This window comes from Massilia sp. GER05, assembly GCF_052056005.1.
Taxonomy (GTDB): Bacteria; Pseudomonadota; Gammaproteobacteria; order Burkholderiales; family Burkholderiaceae_D; genus Telluria; species Telluria orientalis.
In genome coordinates, this window is the sequence record NZ_CP178858.1 from 953,536 (window position 1) to 979,765 (window position 26,230).

Consider the following 26,230-nt stretch of genomic DNA (forward strand, 5'->3'; position numbering starts at 1 on the left):
ACCCTCCAACATCACATCAACCACGAAAGAACGACATGCTCCGACTATCAGGCGTCAGCAAGATCCACACGGCGGGCGAAGTCCGCACCACGGCCCTCGACCGCATCGACCTCGAGATCGCCGCCGGCGAATACGTGGCCATCACGGGGCCGTCCGGCTGCGGCAAGTCCACGCTGCTGTCCGTCCTCGGGCTGCTCGACGTGCCGACGTCCGGAGAATACTGGTTCGAGGGCCGTAACGTGGCCGGCTGGAGCGAGGCGAAGCTGAATGCGCTGCGGCGCGGGAAGATTGGGTTCATTTTCCAGAGCTTCAACCTGATCGAGGAATTGACCGTATTCGAGAACGTCGAACTCGCGCTCGAATACACGGGCACGCCCGCGGCCGAACGCCGGCGGCGCGTGCGCGACATGCTCGACCGGCTGGGCGTGGCGCACCGCGCCGGACACCGGCCGTCGCAGCTGTCGGGCGGCCAGCAGCAGCGCGTGGCGATCGCGCGCGCCCTCGTGGCCGGGCCGGCCATGCTGCTGGCGGACGAACCGACCGGCAACCTCGACACCGCGCACGGCGACGACGTCATGCGCCTCCTACGGAACATCAACGCCGAGGGCACGACGGTCGTGATGGTCACGCACTCGCCCGCGCACGCGGCGCAGGCGTCGCGCACGCTGCGCCTGCTCGACGGCCGCATCGTCGTCGACGCGCTGCTGGCGGCATGAGGAGGCCACGATGAATTTGCGCGATTTCCGCATCGGCTGGCGCCTGCTCGTCAAGGAGCCGGCCTATTCCGCAGTGGTGGTGCTCGGCCTCGCGGTCGGTATCGCCGTGTGTTTTTTGCTGCTCGGCTACGTGCGCCACTCGTTTTCGTACGACGAGCACGTGCCCGAACGCGAGCGCGTGTTCCAGTTGCAGCAGAAATGGAACCTGGCCCTGCTCGGCAACGGATGGGGCACCGACACCAGCCTGCCCGCGCTCGCGGCGGCGAAGGCGAGCGGGCAACCGGTGCTCGGCACCGCCTTCCTCAGCGTCGGTCTCAGTGTGCGCGTGGACGGCCGGGCCCTTGGTATCGGCGTCACCCTGGTCGATCAAGACTTCGAGAAGATCGTCGCGCCGCGCGTGCTGGCGGGCGACCTGCACGCGGCCCTCACGCGGCCGGAAGCGCTGGCACTGACCGCGGACACCGCATTGAAGCTGTTTGGGCGCGCGGACGCGGTCGGGCGTACGCTGCAGGGCGACGGCCGCACGTACGTGGTGGCGGCCATCGTGGCCGACCCGCCCGCCGCCGCCACGATGTCGTTCGGCGCCCTGGCCGGCAGGGACAGCGTGATCATGCCGGCCGACGTGCGCGCCTCCGTCAGCGGCACGTGGGGCCGTTCGGCCGGCCGGGTCTACCTCAAGCTGCTGCCCGGGGCCGATGCGGGCGCGGTCATCGACGCCCTGCGGCGCGGCCTGCGCGCGTCGTCGCTCGTGCAGCGCGATTACGCCCAGCAGGTCGCGGCGCTGGGCGGACGCGACCTGATCGATTACCGGCTGCAGCCGATCGCCGACGTGTATCTCGCGCCTGACCTGAACGACCTGTTCGCCCCGCACGGCAACCGCCAAGGCGTGATCGGGCTGGGCGCCGTCGCCGTCCTGGTACTGCTGCTGGCCGCAACCAATTACGTCAACCTGGCCACCGTGCGCACGCTGGCGCGCCAGCGCGAGATCGCCATGCGCAAGGTGCTGGGCGCCTCGGCGCAGGCCGTGGCACGCCAGTTCCTGGCGGAGTCGGTGCTGGTCTGCCTGATCGCCACCGTCCTCGGCCTGTTGCTGGCGTGGCTGCTGCTGCCGGTCTTTTCCGACCTCGTGCAGCGCAGGCTGGACGGCATGTTCGATCCGGCGCCGCTGGCGGCGACGCTGGCGCTGGGCGTGCTCCTCGGCCTGGCCGCCGGCGCCTACCCGACGTGGTCGGCGCTGCGCGTGCGCGCCACCGCCGCCCTGGCCGGACGCGGCGCGGCCGAGACGGCGCGCGGCCTCTGGATCCGGCGCACGTTGACCACGCTGCAGTTCGGCGTCGCCATCGGCCTGACCGCCACGACGCTCACCGTCGCCTGGCAGACGCGCTACGCCAGCACGCTCGATCCAGGCTTCGATACGGCGCCGCTGCTGATGTTCCCGGCCGAAAACGACCTGCGCGACCCGCGCACGCGCGCCCTGCGCGACGCCGTCGCGCGCCTGCCGGGTGTCGTGGGCGTGGCGGTCTCGCACCTGCCGTTCAGCGTCGGTCACAACATCACCTCGCTGCGCCGCGCCGGCGGCACGGCCACCGACATCAACGTGTACGACGTCGATCCGAACTTCTTCGACGTCTACCGGGTAAAGCCCGTGGCCGGGCGCCTGTATTCGCCCGCGTTCGACAAGGTAAACGACGACGACCGCGTGGTGATCAACGTGGCGGCGGCTCGTCAGCTCGGCTTTCCGACGCCGCGCGATGCAGTCGGGCAGGTGGTGACGTTCAGCGCGGGCAGCCGGCCGATGCAGATCGTGGGCGTGGCGCCGGACCTGCGCCAGCGCTCGGCACGCGACGGCCAGCAGCCGAGCGTGTTCTTCCTGCGCGACCGCGTGGGCGGATTCACGGTAAGGTGCAGCGGCGACGTCGATGCGGTCCGGCGCGCCATCGAGGCCCTGTGGCCGCGTTACTTCCCCAACGAGCCTCTGGATGTCGTGCGCATCTCGACGCTGATGACCGACATCTTCTATGCCGACGACCTGCGTCTCGCCAAGCTGCTGGCGGCCGCCAGCGCGATCGCGACGGCGATCGCCGCCTTCGGCATCTATGTGCTGGCCGCGTACAGCGTGCGCCGGCGCGAAAAGGAAATCGTGCTGCGCAAGCTGTATGGGGCCGGCCACGCGGCGATCGCCAGACTGGTGGCGCGCGAGTTCGCCGCGCTGGTCGGTGCCGGCGCAGTGCTGGGATTACCGTTCGCGTGGGTGGCGATCCAGCGCTGGCTGGGCGGGTTCACCGAGCGTGCGCCGATCGGCGGCTGGACGCTCGCCGCCGCGCTGCTGGTGGCGGGCGTCGTGGCGCTGGTGTCGACCCTGCGCCACGCGCTGGCGGCGATGCGGATCCGCCCCGCTAGCGCGCTGCGCGAATGAATCAGCAGGCCGCGCTGCCGCAGACTTTTACCAGTTCGACTTCGAACACGAGGCCAGTGTTGCCCGGGATAGCGCCCGGCACGCCGCCCGCGCCGTAACCCAGGCTGCTCGGGATCAGGATCGTGCGCTTGCCGCCGACCTTCATGCCCTGCACGCCCTGGCCGAAGCCGGGAATCACGGATTCATTGGTGTTCACGGCGCCGATGACGAAGGTGAACGGCTTGCCGGGCAACGACGCGTCGAACTTGGCGCCCTTGAAGTCGGCCGCGGCGGCGCTGTACAGCCAGCCCGTGTAGTTGACCTGCACGCGCGCGCCGTTGACGGCTTCGGCACCGGTACCGATCGCGATGTCGGTCTTGGTCAGCGCGGCGGGATTGTTGACGACGGGAGGGGTGGTGCTGCCCGAATCGCCACCGCCGCCGCATGCGGACAGGCTCAGGATGGCGGCGAAGGCGGCGGCCAGTGGGAAGGACAGTTTCATGGGACTCCTACGGGACAGGTTGGTTATCGGATGGAAACCCGAACCTTACCAACCTGCCCTGCAAGCGTCTGTGGGGGATTTGTATGCCTTTGTAATCCGCTCAGATTTCGACCTGGGTGCCAAGTTCGATGACGCGGTTGCTCGGGATCTGATAATAATCCGCGGCCGTGCGGGCGTTGCGCTGCATCGCCACGTACAGGTGCTCCCTCCACGGCATCATGCCCTGCCCCGGCACCGAGATCACGGTCTGGCGCGCGATGAAGAACGACGTCTCCATCATCTCGAATTCGAGGCCGCAGGCGGCGCACAGGCGCAGGATGTCCGGGATGTCCGCTTCGTCCTTGAAGCCGTAGGTCACGTTCAGCTGGTAGCAGTTGTGGCCCAGCGGGACGACCTCGACCTGCTCGCTCTCGGGCACGTACGGCTCCTCGCGGATGCGCACCGTGAGGAACACGACGCGCTCGTGCAGCACCTTGTTGTGCAGGAGGTTGTGCAGCAGCGCGTGCGGCACGCCGTCGGTTTCGCCGCGCAGGAAGATGGCGGTGCCGGACACGCGGTCGGGCGGCGCGACGAACAGCGACTGCAGGAAGTCGTCGAGCGGGATCGCGTGCTTTTCCAGGTTCTCGAACACGAGTTCGCGGCCGCGCTTCCACGTCAGCATCGTCGTCAGCAGGATCGCGCCGAGCAGCAGCGGGAACCAGCCACCGTGCAGCAGTTTCAGGGTGCTGGCCGAAAACAGCATGATGTCCATCGCCATGAAGAAGCCGGTGGCGCCGAAGCACAGCCACAGCGGCAGGTGCCAGCGGTAGCGGATCACGAAGAACGTCAGGATCGTCGTCGCGAACATGGTCGCCGTCACCGCGATGCCGTAGGCGCCGGCCAGCTTGTCCGACGAACCGAAGCCGACGACCGCCAGCAGCACGACGATCAGCTGCAGCCAGTTCACGGCCGGGATGTAGATCTGGCCGATCTCACTTTCCGACGTGTGCATCACGCGCATGCGCGGCAGCAGGCCCAGTGCGATGGCCTGGCGCGTCATCGAGAACGTGCCGGAGATCGTGGCCTGCGACGCGATCACGGTCGCCATCGTCGACAGCAGCACGAGCGGCAGCACGCTCCAGCTGCCCAGCTGGTGGAAAAACGGGTTCTCGAGCGCTTCCGGATGCGTGATCAACAGGCCGCCCTGGCCCAGGTAGTTCACGGCGAGCGCGGGGAACACGACCATGAACCACGCGAAGCGGATCGGCTTCTTGCCGAAGTGGCCCATGTCCGCGTACAGCGCCTCGGCGCCGGTGAACGCCAGCACGACGGCGCCCAGCGCGACGAACGCGATCATGCGCTCGCGCAGCATGAACTCGAACGCATGCAGTGGGTTCAGCGCGTGCAGGATCACCGGGGCCTGCACGATATTGATGACGCCCATCACGGCCAGCGCGGCGAACCACACGACCATGACGGGGCCGAACCAGCGGCCGATGCCGGCCGTGCCGTGGCGCTGCACGCTGTACAACCCCACCAGCACGACGATCGTCAGCGGCACGACATATTTTTCCAGGCCGGGCGTGGCCACTTCGAGACCTTCGATCGCGCCCAGCACGGAGATTGCCGGCGTGATCACGCTGTCGCCGTAGAACATCGTGGCGCCGAACACGCCCAGCACCATCAGCACGTAATGCCAGCGCGACGTGCGCGTGACGGAATTCAGCGCGAGCGCCATCAGGGCCATGATGCCGCCCTCGCCGCGGTTGTCCGCGCGCAGCACCAGCGTGACGTATTTGAGCGAGACGATCATCGTCAGGCCCCAGAAGATCAGGGACACGATGCCCAGCAGGTTCGGCGTGGTCAGGGCCAGGCCGTGGACGGGATCGAAGATGGTCTTGAGCGTGTACAGCGGACTGGTGCCGATGTCGCCGTAGACGATACCGACCGCCGCCAGCGTCAGCCCTGCCAGGCTGCTTTTCTTATGTTCTGCCGTCAAGGTTTCACCGTTTTGTTGTTCTGGTGCGTTGCACAATAGAATAATTGACAAGGAAAGACAAGAGCGCATCCTTTTGCCCTGCCGCTATTTTCTCAAAGTCTGCATCAATGGAAGCGGGCCGAGCGCACGCCTCGGTTGCCGCACACGGCGGGCCCGCCAGCAAGGCTGCGCCCGTTCAAGGATAATGTCAGACCATTCACCCGTATCACGCCTCCCCATGAACACCGGCATCCTGTCCGCCGCCCTCGCCTTCCTGTGCTGGGGCCTGTTTCCGCTGTATTTCCACGCCATCGACGAAGTGCCGCCGCTGCAGATCCTCGCGCACCGCATGCTGTGGTCGCTGCTGTTCCTCGTGATCGTGCTCGCCGTGCGCCGCCAGTGGGCCTGGCTGAACCTCGTACGCCAGCCGCGCGTGTTCGGCAGCTTCGTCGCGTCCGCCCTGCTGCTCAGCGTCAACTGGCTCATCTACATTTGGGCCGTGAACAACGGCCACGTCATCGAGGCCAGCCTCGGCTATTTCATCAATCCGCTCGTCAACATCATGTTCGGTTCGATACTGCTGAAGGAACGCCTGCGGCACACGCAATGGATGGCGATCGGCGTGGCGGCGCTGGGCGTCGCCTGGCTGACGTGGCAGGCCGGCAACGTGCCCTGGGTCGCGCTGGCGCTGGCCGTATCGTTCGGCGGCTACGGCCTGCTGCGCAAGACGGCCGCGCTGGGCGCGCTGGAGGGCCTGTCGTTCGAGACGATGGTGCTGTTCCCGCTCGCGGCCGCCTACGTCGTCTGGCTCAGCGTGCACGGCCAGAACACCTTCATCAACACGGACTCGAACACGACGCGCCTGCTGCTCGTCGCGGCCGGGCCGATCACGGCGATCCCGCTGCTGCTGTTCGCGGCGGGCGCGAGAAAAATCCCGCTGTCGATCGTCGGCTTGCTGCAATACATGTCGCCCACCCTGCAATTCCTGCTGGGCGTGTGGCTGTTCCACGAAGCATTTACTGCCGACCGCCTCGTCGGCTTCGTGCTGATCTGGCTTGCACTGGCCCTGTTCGCGGCCGAAGGCTTGCTGAATCGCCCACAGCGGGTGGCCAAAGAGGCTTGAGCTGGCGCAAACCGGGGTCAGAGCCCGAATTCTGGCAATTTCCTGAAATCGGGCTCTGACCCCGGTGTTTTACAGTATCCTGTCGTCCTTATTTTACGAGATAGAAGTACATTACTAATGGCCAATTACGTCTACACCATGAACCGCGTGGGCAAGATCGTCCCACCGAAACGCCAGATCCTGAAGGACATTTCGCTGTCGTTCTTCCCGGGCGCGAAGATCGGCGTGCTGGGCCTGAACGGCTCGGGCAAATCGACCCTGCTGAAGATCATGGCCGGCATCGACACCGACATCCAGGGCGAAGCGCGCCCGATGCCGGGCCTGAACATCGGCTACCTGCCGCAGGAACCGCAGCTCGATCCGGAAAAAACCGTGCGCCAGGAAGTGGAAAGCGGCCTGGGCGAAGCGTTCGAGGCACAGGCGAAACTGGAAGCCGTGTACGCGGCGTATGCCGAGGAAGACGCCGATTTCGACGCGCTGGCCAAGGAGCAGGAGCGCCTGGAATCGATCATCGCCGCCTCCGACGGCGGCAACCTGAACCTGCAGCTGGAAATGGCCGCCGACGCGCTGCGCCTGCCGCCGTGGGATGCGAAGATCGGCGTGCTGTCCGGCGGCGAGAAGCGCCGCGTGGCGCTGTGCAAGCTGCTGCTGTCCAAGCCGGACATGCTGCTGCTCGATGAACCGACCAACCACCTGGACGCCGAATCCGTCGAATGGCTGGAGCAGTTCCTGCTGCGCTTCCCCGGCACCGTCGTCGGCATCACCCACGACCGCTACTTCCTCGACAACGCCGCCGAATGGATCCTGGAACTGGACCGCGGCCACGGCATCCCCTGGAAGGGCAATTACTCGTCCTGGCTGGAGCAGAAGGAAGCCCGCCTGAAGCAGGAAGAAGCGACGGAATCCGCGCGCCAGAAAGCGCTGGCGAAAGAACTGGAATGGGCGCGCCAGAATCCGAAGGCACGCCAGGCCAAGTCGAAGGCGCGTCTCGCCCGCTTCAACGAACTGTCCGAATACGAATACCAGAAGCGCAACGAGACGCAGGAGATCTTCATCCCCGTCGCGGAACGCCTCGGCAACGAAGTCATCGAGTTCAAGAACGTCTCGAAAGCGTTCGGCGACCGCCTGCTGATCGACAACCTGTCGTTTACCGTGCCGCCGGGCGCGATCGTCGGCATCATCGGCCCGAACGGCGCCGGTAAGTCGACGCTGTTCCGCATGATCGCGGGCATCGAGCAGCCGGACAGCGGCGAAGTCGTCATCGGCAAGACCGCGAAGGTCTCGCTCGTCGACCAGTCGCGCGACAGCCTCGCCGCCAACAAGACCGTGTTCGAAGACGTGTCCGGCGGTGCCGACATGTTGTCCGTCGGCCGCTTCGAGATGCCGTCGCGCGCGTATCTCGGCCGCTTCAACTTCAAGGGCGCGGACCAGCAGAAGCTCGTCGGCAACCTGTCCGGCGGTGAACGCGGCCGCCTGCACCTGGCCAAGACGCTGCTCAAGGGCGGCAACGTGCTGCTGCTGGACGAACCGTCGAACGACCTGGACGTCGAAACCCTGCGCGCGCTGGAAGACGCGCTGCTGGAATTCGCGGGCAGCGTGATGGTCATCTCGCACGACCGCTGGTTCCTCGACCGCATCGCCACCCACATCCTCGCGTTCGAAGGCGAGTCGCAGGTCACCTTCTTCAACGGTAACTACCAGGAGTACGAAGCCGACAAGAAGAAGCGCCTCGGCGAAGAAGGCGCCAAGCCGAAGCGGATCCGCTACAAGCCGCTCACCAGCTAAGCTTACTCCTCCAGAAAGCGCTGGGCATCCAGCGCCGCCATGCACCCGCTGGCGGCGCTGGTGATCGCCTGCCGGTAGACGTGGTCCTGCACGTCGCCGGCCGCGAACACGCCGGGCACGCTCGTGGCGGTCGCCAGGCCGTTGCGTCCCGCGCGCGTCACGATGTACCCGTTCTCCATCTCCAGCTGACCCGCGAAGAGGCCCGTATTCGGCTGGTGGCCGATGGCCACGAACACGCCGTGCACGGGCAGCACGCGGATGCCGCCGCGCTCGCCGCGCAGGCGCAGCGTGTGCACCCCGGCCGCATCGCCCAGCACCTCGTCCAGCGTGTGGTTCCACAGGACGTCCACCTTGCCCTCTTCCACGCGCGCCAGCAGGCGCTCGACGAGGATCGCTTCCGCGCGCAGGTGGTCGCGGCGGTGCACCACCGTCACCCTGGACGCGATGTTCGACAAATACAGCGCCTCTTCCACGGCCGTGTTGCCGCCGCCGATCACGGCGACCTCCTTCCCGCGATAAAAGAAGCCGTCGCAGGTGGCGCAGGCCGAGACGCCGCGCCCCATGAAGGCCTGCTCCGACGGCAGGCCCAGGTAGCGCGCGGACGCGCCGGTGGCGATGATCAGCGCGTCGCACGTGTACTCGCCCTGGTCGCCGGACAGGCGCAGCGGACGCTCGTGCAGGTGCGCCGTGTGGATGTGGTCGAAGACGATCTGCGTCTCGAAGCGCCGTGCGTGCAATTCGAAGCGGCGCATCAGATCGGGGCCCTGGACGCCGTCCGGGTCGGCGGGCCAGTTTTCGACGTCGGTCGTCGTCATCAGTTGTCCGCCCTGCGCGACGCCGGTGACGAGCAGCGGGTTCAGGTTGGCGCGCGCCGCGTACACGGCGGCGGAATAGCCTGCCGGGCCGGAACCCAGAATCAGGACCTTGGCATGTTTTTTCATGATGTCAGGAGGCGAGGTGGCGGGACAGGTGCTCGGCGAACCGTTCGGGCGCCATGAACCCGATGACGCGGCTCTCCGGCACTTCCTTGCCCTGCTTGAACAGGATGATGCCGGGTGGCCCGAACAGGCCGAATTTCTTCATCAGCGCGCGGTCTTCGTCGTTGTTGGCGGTGACGTCGACCTGCAGCAGGCGCACCTGCTTCATCTGCGCTTCCACCTTCGGTTCGGAGAAAGTAAACCGCTCCATCTCCTTGCACGACACGCACCAGTCGGCATAAAAGTCCAGCATCACGGGCGTGGGGGACGACGCGAGCGCCCGATCCAGTTCGGCCAGCGTGCGGATGCGCTCGAACTTCTGTTCCTTGCCCTCGGCCGCGGCGGCGACCTGCGTGCCGCGCAGGTGCGCCAGCGGCTGCAGCACGTCCTGGCCCGCGCTGGCGGCGCCCACCAGTTCGAACAGGCCGCCCGTCAGCAGCACGAGGCCCAGCGTCTTGCCGGCATAACGGCCCAGGCCCGCACCGGCGGCGATGGGTTCGAACACGCGCAGGAACACGGCGCACAGCACGGCGAACGCGCCCCACAGCAGCATCGCGACGGTGATCGGGAACACGGGCGTCACCATCCAGATCGCGACCGCCAGCAGCAGCAGGCCGAACACGCGCTTGACGTGGTTCATCCACGCGCCGGCGCGCGGCAGCAGGCTGCCCGCCGAGACGCCCGTCAGCAGCAGCGGCACGCTCATCCCGGCCGCCATCGAGAACAGCGCCCAGCCGCCCGTCCACACGTTTTTCGTCTGGCTGATGTACAGCAGTGCACCCGCCAGCGGACCGGCCACGCAGGGCCCCACGATCAGTGCGGACAAGGCGCCCATCACGAACACGCCGGCGAAGCGCCCGCCGCTCATGCTGCCGCTCGTCGTGCTCAAGCGGCTTTGCAGGCTGCTGGGCAGCTGCAGCTGGTAGACGTCGAACATCGACAGCGCCAGCAGCACGAGCAGCGCGCCGAACGTCAGCAGCACCCACGGCTTCTGCAGCGCGCCGGCGAGACCTTCACCGGCCAGGCCCGCCGCGACACCGAGCGCCGTGTAGACGAGCGCCATGCCCAGGCTGTACGCCAGCGCGAGGATAAAACCTTTACTGCGCGAGACGTTGCCCTCGCCGACGATGATCGACGACAGGATCGGCACCATCGGCAGCACGCACGGCGTGAACGACAGCAGCAGGCCGAACGCGAGGAACGCGAGGCCGATGCGCCAGGCGCTGCCCGATTGCAGCGTGCGCTGGGCCAGCGAGCTGTCGTCTTCGTGCGCGGGCGGTGGAGCGATCACGGCGTCGGCTGCGGCAGGCTTCAATGCGCCCGGCGCCGCCGGGTCCACCGCGAACGCGACTTCGGCGGGCGGATAGCACAGGCCCGCATCCGCGCAGCCCTGGTAGCCCACGCGCAGCACGAACGGTGCTTTCGCATCCGCTTTCACCGGCAGGTCCGCTGCAAGCTGCCCCGCATACGTCTCCATCTCCTTGTTGAAATTGCTGTCGAACTTGCGCACGCCGTCCGGCAGCGCGGGCTGGCCGACCTGCGGCGCCGTGAACACGAGGCGGTCGCGGTACAGGTGGTAGCCGGGCGCGATGGCCCAGGTGACGTGCACGATGCCGCCTGCGCGCAGTTCGGCGCTCGGCTTGAACGCCTGTTCCGGCGGCAGGAAGTCGTCGGCGGCAAGCGCCGGCCGGCCCAGCGTACTGGCCAGCAGGACCAGCGCGGCCATCCATCGAAAGAGCTGCTTCATGATGCGTAATCTCCTGAAATACTGTGGTGATGCGCTTGTCCCGTGCCGTCGATGGCGAAGTATGCGAGCCCGCTGGCGGCGAGGAAGGACAGGCCGTCGTCCTCTTTCAGCATGGCGATGGTCGACACGCTGCCGCCCAGGACGGCCAGCGGCGCCAGCACGCTCACCGAGCGCCAATGCGACACGGGCATCCCGGTGCGCGGGTTCAATACGTGGCAATAGCGCTTGCCGTCGACGTCGAAAAACCGTTCGTAGTCGCCGCTCGTCGTCAGCGCACCATGGCTCACGGCGATGCTGGCGACGGTGCCATCTAGCTTGCGCGGGTCCTGGATACCGATGCTCCACAGGCGTCCATCGGGTTGCGGGCCGATGAAGCGCATGTCGCCGCCGAGGTTCACGTAGCCGTGCCGCACGCCCCGTTCCTGCAGCAGCGCGCAGGCGCGGTCGGCCGCGTATTCCTTGCCGAAGCCGCCGAAGTCGATCTCCATGCCGGCGCGCGGCAGGAAGACGGCGCCGTCTTCACGCTGCACGGCCGTCCAGTCCACCAGCGCCAGCAGCGGCGCCAGTTCGCGGGCGTGCGGCACGCGCGGCTGGCGGAAGTCCCAGGCGCGGCGCAGCACGCCGGACGTGATGTCGAACAGTCCGCCGCTGGCGCGGTGCAGGTGATCGGCGTAGTCGAGCAGCTGCGCCGTCTCCTCGTCGCACTCCACGCGGTAGCGGCCCGCCGCGGCGTTGATGCGGCTGACGATACTGTCGGCGCGGTAGCGCGAGTACGTGCGCTCGATGCGCCGCACCTCGGCGATCGCCGCCAGCGCCAGCTCTTCTGCCCCATGTCCGTCCGGCGCGGCCAACCTGATTTCACAACGGCTGGCCATCGCATCGAACGGAAAGCGGACCACCGCGTCTACCATCGCCGCGTCAATCCGACCTGGAAGATGCGGGCGTGCAGCGGCGCGAGGCCCGGACTACCGTCGTGGAACAAACGCCAGTTGCCGCGCTGCTCATAGCCTTCGACCTTGACGTCGACCGTCCACAGCTTGCCGATCTCGCGCTGGACCTTCAGCCCCGCCGTGACGGCGCCGAACCCGGACAGGCGCTGGTCCGGCGACGACAGGCGGCCCGGATCCGCACTCGCAAAGCCGGGCGGGAACGGCGGGCCGAGCGTGCCGTCGTACACGGGGTCGTAATAGAAGTAAGCTGCGCTCTGCGTGTAGAGGCGCAGTTCCGGCACGATGCTCCAGCCGCCGCCGAGCGGCTGCACGTATTCTCCGGACAGCGTGTGCGCGCGGATGCGGAACGAGTCGCTGTAGTAGCGGTAGGACAGGCGCGACGTGCCACCCGTGCTGTCGACGTAGTGGTTCCAGCGCAGCAGCGCCGTGTTCTGGCGGCGCGAACGGGGCCGGTTATCGAACAATTTATACGGATCGTTGAAGTAACCGTCACCGTTCGTGCGGGTGAGCGTGATTTGTCCGATGTCGTTCGGCGTCAGCACGCGCGTCACACCCGCGAGGATGCTGACCGTGCGCTTGTGCTCATCGACGACGACGTGATTCACCGGATCGATGCGGTCGCGACTACCCGCGACGCCGAACGCCCACGTCGTGTTGTTGTCCTCGCTGGACACGGTGCCGTTCAGCGACAGCGCGCGCGACACGTAATCGTGCTCCGTCGAATACGCGGCGCCGGCCGTCAGCGTACCGCGCCGGAAGTAGCGCGTGACGGCGACATCGCCCGCCTTTCTCTCGTCCTGCATGTGCGAAGCGCCGGAGACGGCCGTGTGGTAGCGCGGCGAGGCGCCGGACACGTCGTCGGCCGTCAGCGTGCCTTCGATGGACCAGTCGCTCGCAACGGGCGCCGTCACCGCGATCGACGGCGAATGAGCACGGATGCGATCGAGGCCGCTCTGGCGGTCGGCGTAGTCGAGATAGCGCAGGCTGATGCTGCCGCCCTGCGGCGGCTCGTCGGCCAGCGCCTGCACGCCGGGCAGCAGCAGCGCGGCGGCGAGCAGCGAGGCCGCCAGGTCCTGGGGAGCTTGCTTGGATGTCGTCATGGAGTCTCCTCAGTTACAGCCGCAGCCGCCGCCACCCACGCCCGCGCCGCCGGCTGCGGCTTCGCGGCTCGTGTAAACGTGATCGGCATACCGCGCTTCGAGCTTGTCGCCGCCGAACGTCATCTCCGGCTTGGCCAGTTTTCCTTTTTCCCAGGGTTGCACGGTGGCGCATCCGGTCAGCGCCAGCAGCGCCGGCGCGATCAGCAAATAGAAAAAGCGCGCCTTCATTGCGCACCTCCCAGGGCTTTCTTGATCACCTGTTCGAGCGCCGCGCGGTCGGCCTCCTTGAAGCCCGCGTGCTCATATAAAACCTTGCCGTCCGGTCCGATCAGGACGCTGCTCGGCATGCCCTTGATGCCGTAGGCGCGCGGCGTGGCGCCGGCCGGATCGAACGCGATCGCGAAGCGGGCCGGCGTCTCGGCGAGGAAGCGGCGCGCGTCGTCCGTCTTCGCGTCGAGGTTCACGCCGACGACCTGCAGCCCGCGCGCGCCGTACTTCGCCTGCATCTCGTTCATCCACGGGAAGGACTGGCGGCACGGGCCGCACCACGAGGCCCAGAAATCCACGTACACGAGCTTGCCCTGGTACTTCGCCAGCTGCACCGTGCCGTCCTTGCCCGGCAGCTCGAACGCCGGCGCCGCGGCGCCCTTGTCGAGTGCGGAGGCGGTCGACGCCTCCAGTGCGGCGGCCAGCACGACCGCCATGCGCAATACGCGCGTCGTCCGGATGCCCATCATTTCACCTCCTTCTTGCCGAAACGACGCCATCCCAGCACGCCGAACGACAGCACGACCAGCAGCGCCAGCACCGGATCGTTGCCATCCTTGATCGAGGAGCAGCCGCCGCCACCGGCGTTCTGCGGCGCCTGCACGGTCTGCACGTTGCCCTTGCCGGTCAGCGCGACGTTCCACGCGCCGCCGCCGTCGGCCGTCACCGCGAGGCTGCCGGCGGCATCGCCCGCACCCACTGGCGTGAAGCGCACGACGAGGTCGCAGCTCGCGCCCGGCTGCAGGGTGAACGGCACGGCCGCGCAGGCGCCCGTATCCGCCTGCAGCGCATACGGGCCGGTGAACGTGGCGGCCGTCACGGTGGCCGCGTTGGCGCCGGTATTGGCCAGCGTGATGCGGTGCGTGGGCGAGGTGCCGTTGACGTCGGCCGCGCCGAAATCGAAGGATTGCGGGTTCACGGTCAGCATCGGCACGGGCACGGCGACGCCGGTGCCACCGAGTGCGACCGTGAACTGGTTGCCCGCGTCCGTCATCAGGACGAGGGTCGCGGCGCGCTGGCCGGCGGCCGTCGGTTTGAAGCCGACGTCGATCGTGCAGCTGGCCGACGCCGCAACCGACACGTTGGTGGCGCAGGTGCCGCCGAGGACGAAGTCGGACGCCTGCGCGCCATCCAGCACGAGCGATGCGACCTTCAGCGCGGCCGTGCCGCCGTTCGACAGGGTGATCGTGTGGGTCGCGGCGCTCTTGCCGACCTGCGTATCCGCGAAGGCGACGGGGCCCGCTTCCGACAGCGCCGGTTTCGCCGCCGGCGCCGTGGTGCCGGTACCGCTGATCGACACCTGCAGCGGCGCCGCATTCGACGTCACGGCCAGCGTGGCCGCGGCGGTGCCGGATGCCGTCGGCGCGAAGGCCAGGGTCACGGTGCAGTTGGCGCCGACGTTCAGGGTCGTGCCGCACGTTTTGCTCGCGATGGTGACGGTGGACGCGCCCGAGACGGCGATGCCGTTCAAGGTAAGCGCCACGTTGCCCGTGTTGGCGAGGGTGACGGTCTGCGTCGCGGCCGGCGCCCCGATCGTCTGTGTGCCGAACGCCACAGCCGATGGATTGGCCTTGACGGCCGGTGCGGGCGCGGCGACGGTGCCGGACAATGCCACGGTCACGGCGCCGTTCGACGCGTTCGAGCCCAGCGACAGGTTGCCGCTGAACGCGCCGTTCGTCGACGAATTCGCGGTCACGGTCACGGTGCAGCTGCCGCCGGCCGGGACGGCCGTGCCGGTCGCGCACGTGCCGCCCAGCGTGAACACGCCCGCGTTGGCGCCGCCGACGGCGATGCTGGAGAAAGTCAGCGCGGCCTGGCCCGTGTTGTTGACGATGATGCTCTTCGCGGGCGACGCGACGCCGGCGACGAGGGCGCCGAAGTCGATCGCGTTGGCCGACAGCGCGACGGTCGCCTGCGCGACGGCGTTGCCGGTACCGGAGAGGGCCACGGTGCTGGAGCCGCCCGTCGCGTTGTGCGCGATGACGAGCGATGCGCCGCGTGCGCCGGAGGCGGTGGGTTTGAAGGTGACCTGCACGGTGCAGTTGGCGCCCGCCGCCAGCGACGTGCCGTTGGCGCAGGTGCCGCCGCTGATGGCGTAGTCGCCCGCGGCCGCGCCGGACAGGGTCAACGTACCCACGTTCAGGGCTGCGTTGCCCGTGTTGGACAAGGTGGTGGCGAGCGGCGATGCCGACTGCCCGATGGTGCTGGCCGCAAAGCTCAGCGAGGCCGGATTGACGGCAGCCGCCGGTGCGGCGGTCACGGTCGGGTTGCCGATGAAGGCGGCGAGGTCCGCGATTTCCGCCGTCGTGAATTTGCCGTTGAACAGCGTGCCCATGCCGCCCTTGTTGGCGCTGAAGGCGCTGCTGATCACGCTTGGGTTGTTCGCCGCGGCGAGGATGCCGTTGACGTTGGCGGCGGGCGACGGCCCGTGGCACGACGCGCAAGACGTGCCGCCGCTGGTTGGCCCGTTCAGGTACAGGTTCTTGCCGTTCAGTGCATCGGCCGCGTGCACGGCCGGGACGAACGCGAGGACGGCGAGAACGGTATAAACACTTCTTTGCAGCCCGGTCATAGTGACTCCCAGATTCGTTCAAAGGGCACAGCCACCAAGGGCCAGTGCATTCATCCCGCAGTGCGCCAGCGCGCACCAGCGCCAGTCGCGGACGCGCTGGTAGAGCAGCGCCAGCGCCAGTCCCGGTGGCAGCACGAGCGCCGCCGCGTGCCAGCCGGCGCCCACATGCAGCAGCGCGAACGCGGCCGCCGACAAAGCTACCGGTATCGGTACCGATGCAAACGCCGCGCGCCGGATCAGCCACTCCTGCAAGCCGGCACGCACCACCCACTCCTCCAGTACGGGCGCCAGCAACAGCAGTCGCGCCAGGGCGGCGGCGTCGGGCGCAACGAGCTGGCCGGTGCAGACCAGGTGCTGGGACAGCAGGGCAATAGGTGGCATGTCAGGTTGTTACTGCGGAAATCGTCCGGTTAATACCGGCCGTTGTGAAAAGGTTCAGTCCGTTTGAAAAAAAATTCGCTGGACGAACCAATGAGCACCATTGCGGTGTCAAAACGCCATGTTTGCCACATCCGCCACACGGTTTAATGCGCGGAAATGGATCGTCATCAAAGAGACATCGTGGGTAGAATCGTTGTGGTTGAGGCTCTTCAACTCGTGCGCGTTTGCGCCAGATCGACACGGCATGGCTGCGCCGCTTGGCAGACTACGTTCATGACACATTACCGCGACAACCGGGTCCCGGGCGGGACCTTTTTCTTTACGGTGCGTTTGTTGGATCGAGACAGCACCTTACTTACGGACCATTTCTCGGCTTTCGGCGAAGCGATGCGCCAGGCGCGCATCCGCAAACCGTTCCACGTCGATGCCTGGGTCGTGCTGCCGAACCACGCGCACGCCATCTGGACCCTGCCGCCGGGCGACCACGACTGCGCGTCGCGCTGGCGCGCCGTCAAGATCGCCTTTTCCAAGGCCTTGCATAAAGCCTGCCTGCCGGGCGGCGCCAAGGGCAAGGGCGATGGCGGCACGGGCGACGGCACCATCTGGGAACGTCACTATCGCGACTACCGCGTGGGCGACGACGAGGAATACGCCAGCCTCGTCGACTACGTGCACGGCAACCCGATGCGCCACGGCCTCTGCCAACACCCATCGGAATGGCCGTGGTCGTCGCTGCACCGTTTTATTTCGGCCGGATTCACGCCGCCCGCGCTGCCGCTGGCGCTGCCGCCGTGGATGCGGCCGGCAGGCCAGCCCGGACACATCGCGCGTCCGTAGCGGGCGAAAAAAAGGCCTGCATGTGCAGGCCTTTCTACCTTGGGAGTAAAGCTGGGGACGCTTAGAAGCTGTAGCGCGCACCCACGGTCCAAGCGTCGGCCTTGGCGCCGAAATCCTTGCTCTTGCCGTAGCGCTCGTACTCTGCGGTCAGGGCAACCTGCTGGTTCAGGTTGTACTGCACGCCGACCGCGCCGTAGGCACCGGTGTCGGTGTTCTTCATGTTCAGCGCGGCGGTTTCCAGCTTGCGCTCGCTGTGCTGCAGGCCCAGCTTGCCGTACACGGAGAACTGGTCGTTGACCGGGTAGTTGTACTTGCCGGCGACATAGTAGCTGTTGCCCTTGGTGCGGCCGCTGCCGTTGACGCCGTTGGCGGTGTAGTTGAAATCCGAGTTGCGGAAATCGGTGTAGCCGGCTTCGACGCCCCAGTTCTGGTCGAATTCATAGCCGCCGAAGATCTTGCCCGAGGCCTTGTAGCCGTCGCTGTCGAAATTCGTCAGGCCGCCGACCGACGAATTCACGTGGTCCGCCGTGGCGATGCCGACGCCGACGTAGGCGCGCGGTTGGGTCTGGGTGGTCTGGGCTTGGGCCGCGCCGACGGCGGCAGTGGTGGCGATCAGTGCAACGATGAGCTTTTTCATGTTACGGATTCCCTTTGCGTTGTTTGACTGGTTCGCGATTCGATCGTGAATCGTGATGTGGTCAAGATAGCACCGCGCATTGGTGAAGTCCGTGCTGAACTCGTAAGACTTGTAATCGAATGTAACTTAATGACCCTAAATTCAGTAGTGCTTTAACGAAAATTGGACAGAGATAATAACGATTTAGCTCACGTAACGAAAAGTTAGATTGATGCGTGGTCCAACCAGTTTGGCCGTCTTGTTGATACCGTGCTGCCAGTTCGCCTGCAGGTTCCCCGCCATCAACAGCAGGCTGCCATCCGTCAGGTCCAGTTTGACGGTGCGTTTGCTGCGCTTGTGGCGCAGGATGAATGTGCGGGAGGCGCCGTAGCTGAGCGAGGCGATGACCGGCTGCGGTCCCAGTTCCGGCTCGTCGTCGCTGTGCATGCCCATGCTGTCCGCGCCGTCGCGGTAGTGATTCAGCAGGACGCTGTTGTAGCGCCGTCCCGTCGCCTGCTCGACCGCGGCGCGCAGCGTTTCCAGCAGCGGCGTCAGCGGCAGCGGATGCAGGGTCAGGCCCGAATAGGTATAGCTGGCTTCGCCATACCAGGCCGTCAGGCGGGGTTGCAGATAGCGCTTGCCATACACGACGACGGTGTCGGCACGCCATGATGTCTCGGCAAGCAGGCGCGCCAGGATCTCGGCATTGCCGATCGGCATAGGAAGCTGGGCCAGCATGGACAACTCGCCATCCTCGATCGGGATGGGGATCAAATCCATGCTTGTGGAAAACAAATCCATTCGACAATATTGCTATGATGAGAGGATCTCATCGACCAGGCATTTTCTCATGAACAAACGCCAGTTCCTCGGCGCCGCGGCGGTCGCGGGCGCCCTTCCGATCGCCGGCCACGCGGCGCAACCGTCCGGCCGCGGCCCTGCCCTGCTGACAGTCACTGGAGACATTTCGCACAGCAATCGCGGGCCGCTCGACCCGGCGCTGGACCAGATGATGCACAAGCACCAGGTCACGTTCGCGAAAGCCTGGGCGTTCGATTACGCCAGCCTGCTGGCCCTGCCGCCCGTGACGATCCGCCCGACCCTGGAGTACGACGGCAAACCGCACACGCTGCGCGGCCCGCTACTGACGGACGTGCTGGCGCGCGCCGGCGCAACGGTGGGCGACAGGACGATCCTGGTCTTGCGCGCGGTGGATGGCTACAACGTGGAACTGCCGGTCACGCAGGCGCGTGCGCGGCGCTTCATCGTGGCCACGCACATCGATGGCAATCCGATGCCGCTGGGAGGACTTGGGCCGCTATGGGCCGTGTACGACGCCGACCGGGTGGCCGAGATGGCGGCACTGCCGCTGCCGCAGCGCTTTGCCGCCTGCCCGTGGGCGCTGTACCACGTGGAGGTGAAAGCCTGATCAGGCGTAGGCTTCGGCCAGGCTCATCACGCGCGGCGTGACCTTGATGCCGACGTTGCCGAACAGGGTGTCGAGCGCGGCCAGGTTGGCCGTGCATTCCTCGGTCTTCCAACCGTTGAACAGGTCGGTGCCGTTCTTCTGGAAATGCAGGTCGAGGACTTTGCCCTTGTCCTTGTGGACATAGGTCTGTTGGTAAGTGCTCTCGAAGCCGAGCTCGGCCAGGGCCGTCAGCACGGCCCGCGGCGGATTGTCCGGATCGGTGGCCATGAATACGCCGAATGTCTTACCCGGCGGCTTCGCTGCCACGTCGACTTCATAAATGCCCGGTGCCTTGGTGACACTCGTACTTTTCAGGAACAGCATGCTGTCGTCCTCCACGCATGACGGCGGCGCCGTCATCCAATAAATTAAAATCAGACACAGCTTATTGCAGTATGGGAACTTTGTCGACGAATGGTTTTCGAGATTTTGCTCTAGTGCAACAGGTCAGGCGGACAATAGTCCGATGACACTGCCCGCAACGAGGGCACCGCATGCCAGCATGCCGACGATGAAGCCGATCTCGCGCTTGGCCGGATCGCGGTAATAGCCGAGCGCATACAGAATCCGTCCGACGCACCACAGCAGCCCGCCCGCGGCCGCCCAGCGGTCGCCCAGATAGTGGCCGCACAGCCATAGCGGCGCCAGCACCAGCGGCAATTGTTCCAGCGTGTTCGCCTGCACCCGCTGCGCGCTCTGGAACGGCAGCGGCCCCTCCATCATTGGGGCGGGCACGTTGTACTTGTTCCTGGCCCAGCCGGCCATGACGCCGGTCCAGAAATACACGCCCAGTGCGGCCAGCGTGGCCCATGCGGTCAACATCATGTGGTCTCCAACAAAAAAGCCCATCTGTTTGGGCAGACAGGCTTTTTACAACATGACGCACAACGGCGCAATCACGCCGGTCCAGGTTTTCAGCTTCGGCGGCGGCGCACACCCAGCGCCAGCACACCGGCACCGACCAATGCAAGCGATGCGGGCTCCGGTACGTACGCGCCATTGACCCGGATCGCCGGCACGTTATAGTAACTTTCGAAACGTCCCAGTGCTTCACCGTCGAGTGAACGGTAGATCCCCTGATCCCAGGATTCGTCACGGTTGTAATAATAAAAATTCTGGTTGGATTCACCGTCGAACGAGAACTCGATCAGGTAATTCCAGTATTCGTTGATCACGACGTCGGGAACGTTGAAGTCGATCCACGCGAGCCCGTTGGTGGTGACCACCGAACTGCCGGATGCGAGCGTGTCGAGCTTCGAGATGTCGTTGCCCAACGAGTCGATCGTATATATGCCCCAATGCAATTCGGTGTTGGCCAGGTCCACATAGACGCCGACGCTCGATATCGTTTCCTGGGTCGTCACCCGGAAACCGATACCGCGCCCCATGGACCACCCGTCGTTCGAATGCGTCGAACCGATGTACCCCGTCGGGTCGTTAGGCGGGATAAAAGTGATCGGCGCAGCCGCCACCAGACTGCTCGCCACGAACATCGTGCTCGCTACACCGGCTTTCCAGAATTTGTTAAACATGGATTTGCCCTCCCCTCGTGTTTTAGCGCGAGAGGAGACGCAAAAACAATGCCCGAATTTTTTCTTTCGAAAATACAGGGCGTTACGCCATCAAGGGAAAATCCCGACAGTAAATTGTAAATTCCGTCGAAAAAATACGTGACATGGCGTCACATACGGCGAGGCTTGCGCCGCGCCAGATCCCACGTCGCGGAGGCGAGGGCGTCGTACAGTGCGCCCGTCGGACCGTCCCAGGCCGCGACGGCCGCGTGCTGGCGCGCCACGGTCGCCGCATCGCCGCGCGCGATGGGTCCGGACAGCGCCGCTTCCGGCCCCAGCCGCAGCACATTCGACAGCGTTTCGGTCGCGAGCGGCCGCGCCAGTTCGCGTGCCACGTCGGCCGGGATGCCGGCGGCCTCGTAGGCGCGCAGCGCGGCATCCATCACGGTCACCAGGTAGTTCGACGCGAACACGGCGGCCGCGTGATACACGGTCTTGGCGGCGGGGTCGATCCGCACGGGCCGCGCACCGATCGCCTCGAAGGCGGGCAGCAGGACCGCCAGCGCGGCGGCATCGCCTTCCACGCCGCAGAACGTGCCGTCGAACGCCGCCGCGACCGCGGCCGGATCGGCGAAGCTGCGCACCGGATGCACGCTGGCGACGAGCGCCCCCGCCTGGCGCAGCGCCTCCAGCGCCGTGGACGCCTTGGCGCCGCTGCAATGAAACACGACGGCGCCGGCCATTGGCGCGGATTGCGCCAGCGCGGCGGCGACATCGGCGATGGCATCGTCCGCCACGGCCAGCATCCACACGTCGGCCGGCCGCAACGTGCCATCGCCATTGGCCGGCGTACCGGCGCCGATGAATGCGACGGCGTCGCGCGCGCTGTCAGGGCCGCGCGTTTTGACGTCCTGCACGGCGAACACGCCGCGCGCAACAAACAGGCGGCCGAGGGCGCGGCCCACGTGGCCGGCGCCGACGATGTTCAGGGTCGTCATCATTGACTGGACTCAGAAACGGGACTTAGAAACGGGAGCCCGGCTGGCGCAGGAATTCGACTTCTTCCGGCGTCGACGCGCGCCCGAGGATCTCGTTACGGTGCGGGAAGCGGCCGAAGCGCGCGATCACGCCGCGGTGGCGGTGCGCGTAATCGAGCATCTCGTCGAAGCCCGGATGTTCGGCCGCCAGCACGCCGAACAGTTCGACGGCGCACTCCTGCATGTACGCGTCCTCGGCGTGCTCGAACGGCATGTAGGCGAAGGCGCGCTGCAGCGGGGTCAGCTCGCGGTCGGCGCCACTGTCGACGAGAGATTTCGCGGCCGCCAGCGCCAGGGCATCGCCGGCGAAGGACAGGGGCGTGTTGCGATGGGCGTTGCGGGTGAACTGGTCGAGCACGAGGATGCGTGCGAGGGTGCCCTGCGGTCCCTGCGCATCCCATTCGCGCAGGCCGCCGGCCAGCGCCTGTTCGATGGCGGCGCCGAAGCGGTCGCGGATGACGGCATCGAATTCGTCCTTCTTGACGAACCATTCGCGGCGCGGCTTTCCGGCGTCAAGGCTGCCCGGTGCGCCGAACCAGAAATCGAGAACGTCCTGGGGTGTCATTCATGTCCCTTCATATCAATTGCGTGCGTGCGAAAGCTGGAAGCCGTCCACGCCTTCGAACGTACACAGCTCGCTGGCCAGCAGCGACAGCGGCGCGCCCGGCTTGCCGGGCAATTCCAGCGCGACGAAATGCCACTCCTGGCAGCCCTTCTCGCTGGAGATCGTGAGCGAGCCGCCGGCGATCTCGTAGCCGCGCTCCAGCGCCGCATGGCGCAGCGTCTCTTCCTGCGGATAGACGCCGGGCTTGAAGTGCAGCGTGACGGCCACCGCATGGCGCGACGGCAGCAGGCCCACGGCCTTGTTCAGGTAGATCATGATCATCGCGGAGAAGAACGCGAGACCCATCGCGGCCATGTAGAACCCGAGGCCCACGAGGATGCCGATCACGGACGACGACCAGATCGACGCCGCCGTCGTCAGGCCGCTGATGTTGAAGCCCGAACGCATGATGACGCCGGCGCCGAGGAAACCGATGCCCGTCACGACGCCCTGGATCACGCGCGTGGGATCCACCAGTGCCACGGACGACCCGTGCCCGCCGAACCAGTGGCTCGGATAGCCGGCGACGATCGTCAGCGCGCACGACGCCATGCACACGAGGCCATACGTGCGCATGCCGGCCGCGCGGCCGTGGTACGAACGCTCGTAGCCGACCATGAGGCCCAGCAGCAGCGCACCCGCCAGGTTCAGGAGGATCAGCGCGTTCGTGGCCAGTTCGGCCTGCGACCAGTACGCGCCGACCAGCTCCGGCAGCGTGAGGGCCAGGTCGTTCGATGCGGGAGCCGTCAAGGCTTTTTCCTGACCAGCTGTTTTTCGAATTCGACGTCGTGCTTGCTGATGCGCTTGACCTCTTGCGGACCGAGGCCGTTGACGAACGCCACGAACTCGTCGAGCTCGAGCGGCGCGCACAGCGGCGGCGCGCCCGGCTTTTCGGACAGGAAGAACAGGCCGTCGCCGGTGCGCGCCATCGAATACGACGTCACGCCGGTGCGCCGCTTGAGCCGGTCGACGGCGGCACTGGCGCGGGTGGAACGTGCTCCTGCCATGTCAGATCTCCTTGGTACGCAGTTCGAGCCAGTCGCGCGCGGCGCCGGTCACGTGCGGCAGCAGGCGCGCGCGCACGCTGCGGTGGTAGTCGTTGAGCCACGCGACCTCGTCGCCGCGCATCAGCGCCAGGTCGATGCAGCGCGTGTCGATGGGGCACAGGGTCAAGGTCTCGAAGCCGAGGAATTCGCCTTGAGGATCAATGGCTCCATCGCCCACCACGCGCGTCAGCACGAGGTTCTCGATGCGGATGCCCCACTGGCCGGGGCGGTAGATGCCCGGCTCGTTCGACGTGATCATGCCCGGTTCCATGGCCGTATGCGGCTCCGGCGGCGCCGACGGCGAGATCACCTGCGGCCCCTCGTGCACGTTGAGGAAGTAGCCGACGCCATGGCCGGTGCCGTGGCCGTAATCGATTCCAGCCGCCCAGATCGGCGCGCGCGCGAGCGCATCGAGCATCGGCCCTTTCGTCCCGCGCGGGAAGCGCGCGACGGACAGCGCGATCATCCCTTTCAGCACCAGCGTGAAGTCGCGCTTTTGCGCGGCGGACGGCGTGCCGACGGGGACGACGCGCGTGATGTCCGTCGTGCCGCCCAGGTACTGGCCACCGGAGTCGATCAGCAGCAGGCCGTCGCCCTCGATCACGGCGCAGTCGTCTTCGGACGCACGGTAGTGCATGATCGCGCCGTTCGCATTGAAGCCGGCGATGGTGCCGAAGCTGGGGCTGACGAAGTGCGGACGGCGGGCGCGGGCCGCCGTGATCCGCTCGTCGATGTGGACTTCGTTCAGCGGCGTGCGGTTCGGATCGGCCAGCGTCTGCTCGAGCCATGCGAAAAATTCGCACAGGGCGGCGCCGTCCTGTTCCATCGTGTCGCGCACGTGGTCCATCTCGGCATCGAGCTTGCGCGATTTCGCCAGGGTCGTCGGGTTGATGGCTTCCACCACGCGCACGTGCGCCGGCACGGCTGCGCGCATGCCGGCCGTGATGCGGCGCGGGTCGACCAGCAGCGTGCTGTCGGGCGGCAGCGCCGCCAGCGCCTGCCGCGCCCCCTCGTACGGCGCCACGCGCACACCATCCTGTTCCAGGCGCGCACGCAGGCTTCCATCGATCTTGCCGTCGGCGACGAACAACGTGGCGCCCATCGCTTCCACGAGCGCGTGCGCGAGAAACACGGGATTGAAGCTGACGTCGGCGCCGCGCAGGTTGAACAGGTAGGCGATGTCGTCGAGCGTGGAAATGAAGTGACGTTCGGCGCCCAGCCTCGCCATCGCGTTGCGCGTCGCATGCAGTTTATCGGCGCGATCGAGCACCGCGAAGGGCGCCACATGTTCGTAGACCGGCTCGGGCGGCAGGCCCGGGCGGTCATCCCAGATCTCGTCCAGCAGGTCGAGGTCCGTGCGCAGTTTCACACCGCGGGCGGCCAGCGCATCGCCCAGCAGGCGCGCGACGGCGAGGCCCAGCACGCGCGCGTCCACGGCCACGGTCTGGCCTGCGTCGAGGGTGTCGGCCAGCCAGTCGATGTGCAGCAGGCTCGCGCCGGACGGGATCTTCATCAGCCGGATGGCCGTGCCGGCCAGTTCGTTCTCGGCCTGCGTGTAGTAGCGGCCGTCCGTCCACACGCCGGCGAAGTCGTGCGTGGCGATGAACGTGCCGACGGACCCGGTGAACCCGGACAGCCATTCGCGGCCCTTCCAGCGGCCGGGCAGGTATTCGGACAGGTGCGGATCGGCGGACGGTACGATGAAGGCATCGACCTGGTGGCGCGCCATCGCGGCGCGCAGCTTCTCGAGGCGCTCGGCGCGCACACGGGTGGAGTCAGGTGCTGGCATGGTGGCTCGGTTGTCGGGTGATGTGTTTATCAAGCCGGTATGATACGCCCTCTGAAGCATACCGCCGACCCGCGCCGCCGGAAATCGCGCGCAAGCGCAAACTGACGGATAATCGCACACCCAGGGATCAATCCGATCCTGCAACCGACCCTGAAATATCATGCAAGACTTTCACTACAACCGCGCCCGCGCGCTGCTGGCCAATGCCGAGGAAATCGTCAGCGCGGACACCGTCCAGGCGGCCGTACGCAACGTCGCCGAAGTGCTGAACCAGCGTTTCGACAATGACGACACGGGGGAATTTCCCCTGGTGCTGGGCGTCATGGGCGGCGCGGTGGTGTTCACCGGCAACCTGCTCCCGCAACTCACGTTCCCGCTCGAATTCGACTACATCCACGTCACCCGTTACGGCGACCTGGACCGTGGCGGCGAAGTCGTGTGGAAAGTCATCCCGCGCCAGGACGTCAAGGACCGCACGATCATCATCGTCGACGACATCCTCGACGAAGGCGAGACGCTTGCCCACGTGAAGCAGCGCCTGCTGGACATGGGCGCGGCCGAGGTGATCCTGGCCGTGTTTGCGGACAAGGAACTCGGTAAAGTGAAACCGGTGCAGGCGGACATCGTCGGCCTGACGGTGCCGAACCAGTTCGTCGTCGGCTTCGGCATGGACGCGCACGGGTATTGGCGCAATTTGCCGGGGTTGTGGGTGATTCGCGACGCGGATAAAGTGCTGGGATAAGCACCAACGTACCCTCAATCAGCGTCGTCCCCGCGCAGGCGGGGATCCAATTTTGCATGCGTACCGGTAGCGCGTAAAACTTGGCCCCCTGCCTTCGCAGGGGCGACG

The 26,230-nt window shown here is 66.7% G+C and carries 27 protein-coding genes; 7 read left to right on the top strand and 20 right to left on the bottom strand.

Annotation, left to right across the window (positions count from 1 at the left end; translation table 11 throughout):
• Nucleotides 1-35: 35 nt before the first annotated feature.
• Together ACL58G_RS04165 and ACL58G_RS04170 are read left to right on the top strand one after the other, a co-directional pair.
• Complete coding sequence (locus ACL58G_RS04165; RefSeq protein ID WP_440965330.1) at nt 36-716, top strand: ABC transporter ATP-binding protein; 681 nt, start codon at nt 36-38, stop codon at nt 714-716.
• 10 nt (nt 717-726) lie between these two features.
• Nucleotides 727-3,132 carry an ABC transporter permease gene (locus tag ACL58G_RS04170; protein WP_440965332.1) on the top strand — a complete coding sequence of 802 codons (2,406 nt, stop codon included), beginning with the start codon at nt 727-729 and terminating at the stop codon, nt 3,130-3,132.
• Nucleotide 3,133: 1 nt separating this feature from the next.
• Here the strand turns inward: ACL58G_RS04170 and ACL58G_RS04175 are convergent, their stop codons facing one another.
• Entirely contained in the window at nt 3,134-3,613 is a 480-nt protein-coding gene (locus tag ACL58G_RS04175) for an FKBP-type peptidyl-prolyl cis-trans isomerase (protein ID WP_413340273.1), read from the bottom strand.
• Between the two features lie 100 nt (nt 3,614-3,713).
• A complete protein-coding gene (locus ACL58G_RS04180) occupies nt 3,714-5,591 on the bottom strand; it encodes a potassium transporter Kup (protein WP_413340275.1) in 1,878 nt (625 codons plus the stop codon).
• A 217-nt stretch (nt 5,592-5,808) separates the two neighbouring features.
• Here ACL58G_RS04180 and rarD point away from each other — a divergent pair, with 217 nt between their 5' ends.
• Both rarD and ettA read left to right on the top strand, forming a co-directional pair.
• Nucleotides 5,809-6,693: an EamA family transporter RarD gene (gene rarD / locus ACL58G_RS04185; RefSeq protein WP_440965334.1), complete on the top strand. Its 885-nt coding sequence runs from the start codon at nt 5,809-5,811 to the stop codon at nt 6,691-6,693.
• Between the two features lie 117 nt (nt 6,694-6,810).
• Nucleotides 6,811-8,478: an energy-dependent translational throttle protein EttA gene (ettA, locus tag ACL58G_RS04190; RefSeq protein ID WP_056133951.1), complete on the top strand. Its 1,668-nt coding sequence runs from the start codon at nt 6,811-6,813 to the stop codon at nt 8,476-8,478.
• Between the two features lie 2 nt (nt 8,479-8,480).
• On the opposite strand, the gene trxB is transcribed toward ettA, so the two are convergent.
• From trxB to mrtJ, 8 genes are read right to left on the bottom strand one after another with little or no spacing between them, the layout of a single operon-like run.
• A complete protein-coding gene (gene trxB, locus ACL58G_RS04195) occupies nt 8,481-9,419 on the bottom strand; it encodes a thioredoxin-disulfide reductase (RefSeq protein ID WP_440965336.1) in 939 nt (312 codons plus the stop codon).
• A gap of 4 nt (nt 9,420-9,423) precedes the next feature.
• Entirely contained in the window at nt 9,424-11,202 is a 1,779-nt protein-coding gene (dsbD, locus tag ACL58G_RS04200; protein WP_440965337.1) for a protein-disulfide reductase DsbD, read from the bottom strand.
• Complete coding sequence (locus ACL58G_RS04205; protein WP_440965339.1) at nt 11,199-12,113, bottom strand: FAD:protein FMN transferase; 915 nt, start codon at nt 12,111-12,113, stop codon at nt 11,199-11,201. Before ACL58G_RS04205 ends, dsbD begins: the two co-directional genes overlap by 4 nt.
• On the bottom strand, nt 12,107-13,252 hold the full coding sequence (locus ACL58G_RS04210) for a DUF3570 domain-containing protein (protein WP_413380760.1): 1,146 nt from the start codon (nt 13,250-13,252) through the stop codon (nt 12,107-12,109). The genes ACL58G_RS04205 and ACL58G_RS04210 overlap by 7 nt, the downstream gene beginning before the upstream one ends.
• 9 nt (nt 13,253-13,261) lie before the next feature.
• Nucleotides 13,262-13,480: a DUF4266 domain-containing protein gene (locus ACL58G_RS04215; RefSeq protein ID WP_413380762.1), complete on the bottom strand. Its 219-nt coding sequence runs from the start codon at nt 13,478-13,480 to the stop codon at nt 13,262-13,264.
• Nucleotides 13,477-13,989: a TlpA family protein disulfide reductase gene (locus tag ACL58G_RS04220; RefSeq protein WP_413380764.1), complete on the bottom strand. Its 513-nt coding sequence runs from the start codon at nt 13,987-13,989 to the stop codon at nt 13,477-13,479. Before ACL58G_RS04220 ends, ACL58G_RS04215 begins: the two co-directional genes overlap by 4 nt.
• Complete coding sequence (locus ACL58G_RS04225) at nt 13,986-16,091, bottom strand: choice-of-anchor D domain-containing protein (RefSeq protein ID WP_440965342.1); 2,106 nt, start codon at nt 16,089-16,091, stop codon at nt 13,986-13,988. The genes ACL58G_RS04220 and ACL58G_RS04225 overlap by 4 nt, the downstream gene beginning before the upstream one ends.
• Nucleotides 16,092-16,109: 18 nt before the next feature.
• On the bottom strand, nt 16,110-16,472 hold the full coding sequence (mrtJ, locus tag ACL58G_RS04230) for a JDVT-CTERM system glutamic-type intramembrane protease MrtJ (RefSeq protein ID WP_413337011.1): 363 nt from the start codon (nt 16,470-16,472) through the stop codon (nt 16,110-16,112).
• Nucleotides 16,473-16,745: 273 nt separating this feature from the next.
• Between mrtJ and ACL58G_RS04235 the strand changes: the two genes are divergently transcribed.
• Nucleotides 16,746-17,309, top strand: coding sequence for an REP-associated tyrosine transposase (locus ACL58G_RS04235; RefSeq protein WP_413380770.1), 564 nt, complete (start codon nt 16,746-16,748; stop codon nt 17,307-17,309).
• Between the two features lie 61 nt (nt 17,310-17,370).
• Here the strand turns inward: ACL58G_RS04235 and ACL58G_RS04240 are convergent, their stop codons facing one another.
• Complete coding sequence (locus tag ACL58G_RS04240) at nt 17,371-17,946, bottom strand: porin family protein (RefSeq protein WP_413337009.1); 576 nt, start codon at nt 17,944-17,946, stop codon at nt 17,371-17,373.
• Between the two features lie 183 nt (nt 17,947-18,129).
• Entirely contained in the window at nt 18,130-18,705 is a 576-nt protein-coding gene (locus ACL58G_RS04245) for an alpha-ketoglutarate-dependent dioxygenase AlkB family protein (protein WP_413380772.1), read from the bottom strand.
• A 70-nt stretch (nt 18,706-18,775) separates the two neighbouring features.
• Between ACL58G_RS04245 and ACL58G_RS04250 the strand changes: the two genes are divergently transcribed.
• The gene (locus ACL58G_RS04250; RefSeq protein WP_440965345.1) at nt 18,776-19,354 is read left to right on the top strand and encodes a molybdopterin-dependent oxidoreductase; all 579 of its coding nucleotides are present in this window, start codon (nt 18,776-18,778) and stop codon (nt 19,352-19,354) included.
• Here the strand turns inward: ACL58G_RS04250 and ACL58G_RS04255 are convergent, their stop codons facing one another.
• The 8 genes from ACL58G_RS04255 to ACL58G_RS04290 all read right to left on the bottom strand — a co-directional run bounded on the left by ACL58G_RS04255 (nt 19,355) and on the right by ACL58G_RS04290 (nt 25,380).
• Complete coding sequence (locus tag ACL58G_RS04255) at nt 19,355-19,717, bottom strand: hypothetical protein (protein WP_413337006.1); 363 nt, start codon at nt 19,715-19,717, stop codon at nt 19,355-19,357.
• Nucleotides 19,718-19,840: 123 nt separating this feature from the next.
• Entirely contained in the window at nt 19,841-20,218 is a 378-nt protein-coding gene (locus ACL58G_RS04260) for an MAPEG family protein (RefSeq protein WP_440965347.1), read from the bottom strand.
• An 89-nt stretch (nt 20,219-20,307) separates the two neighbouring features.
• Nucleotides 20,308-20,925, bottom strand: coding sequence for a PEP-CTERM sorting domain-containing protein (locus ACL58G_RS04265; protein ID WP_440965348.1), 618 nt, complete (start codon nt 20,923-20,925; stop codon nt 20,308-20,310).
• A gap of 149 nt (nt 20,926-21,074) precedes the next feature.
• On the bottom strand, nt 21,075-21,905 hold the full coding sequence (locus ACL58G_RS04270) for a Rossmann-like and DUF2520 domain-containing protein (RefSeq protein WP_440965350.1): 831 nt from the start codon (nt 21,903-21,905) through the stop codon (nt 21,075-21,077).
• Between the two features lie 22 nt (nt 21,906-21,927).
• Nucleotides 21,928-22,506 (bottom strand): DUF924 family protein, encoded by a 579-nt coding sequence (locus ACL58G_RS04275; RefSeq protein WP_440965351.1) that lies wholly within the window; start codon nt 22,504-22,506, stop codon nt 21,928-21,930.
• Nucleotides 22,507-22,521: 15 nt separating this feature from the next.
• Nucleotides 22,522-23,295, bottom strand: coding sequence for an MgtC/SapB family protein (locus ACL58G_RS04280; RefSeq protein ID WP_440965353.1), 774 nt, complete (start codon nt 23,293-23,295; stop codon nt 22,522-22,524).
• On the bottom strand, nt 23,292-23,552 hold the full coding sequence (locus ACL58G_RS04285; RefSeq protein WP_258817532.1) for a hypothetical protein: 261 nt from the start codon (nt 23,550-23,552) through the stop codon (nt 23,292-23,294). Before ACL58G_RS04285 ends, ACL58G_RS04280 begins: the two co-directional genes overlap by 4 nt.
• Nucleotide 23,553: 1 nt before the next feature.
• Nucleotides 23,554-25,380 (bottom strand): aminopeptidase P family protein, encoded by a 1,827-nt coding sequence (locus ACL58G_RS04290; RefSeq protein WP_440965356.1) that lies wholly within the window; start codon nt 25,378-25,380, stop codon nt 23,554-23,556.
• 160 nt (nt 25,381-25,540) lie between these two features.
• On the opposite strand from ACL58G_RS04290, the gene ACL58G_RS04295 reads away from it, so the two are divergent.
• Nucleotides 25,541-26,122, top strand: coding sequence for a hypoxanthine-guanine phosphoribosyltransferase (locus ACL58G_RS04295; RefSeq protein WP_413380786.1), 582 nt, complete (start codon nt 25,541-25,543; stop codon nt 26,120-26,122).
• Nucleotides 26,123-26,230: the final 108 nt, after the last annotated feature.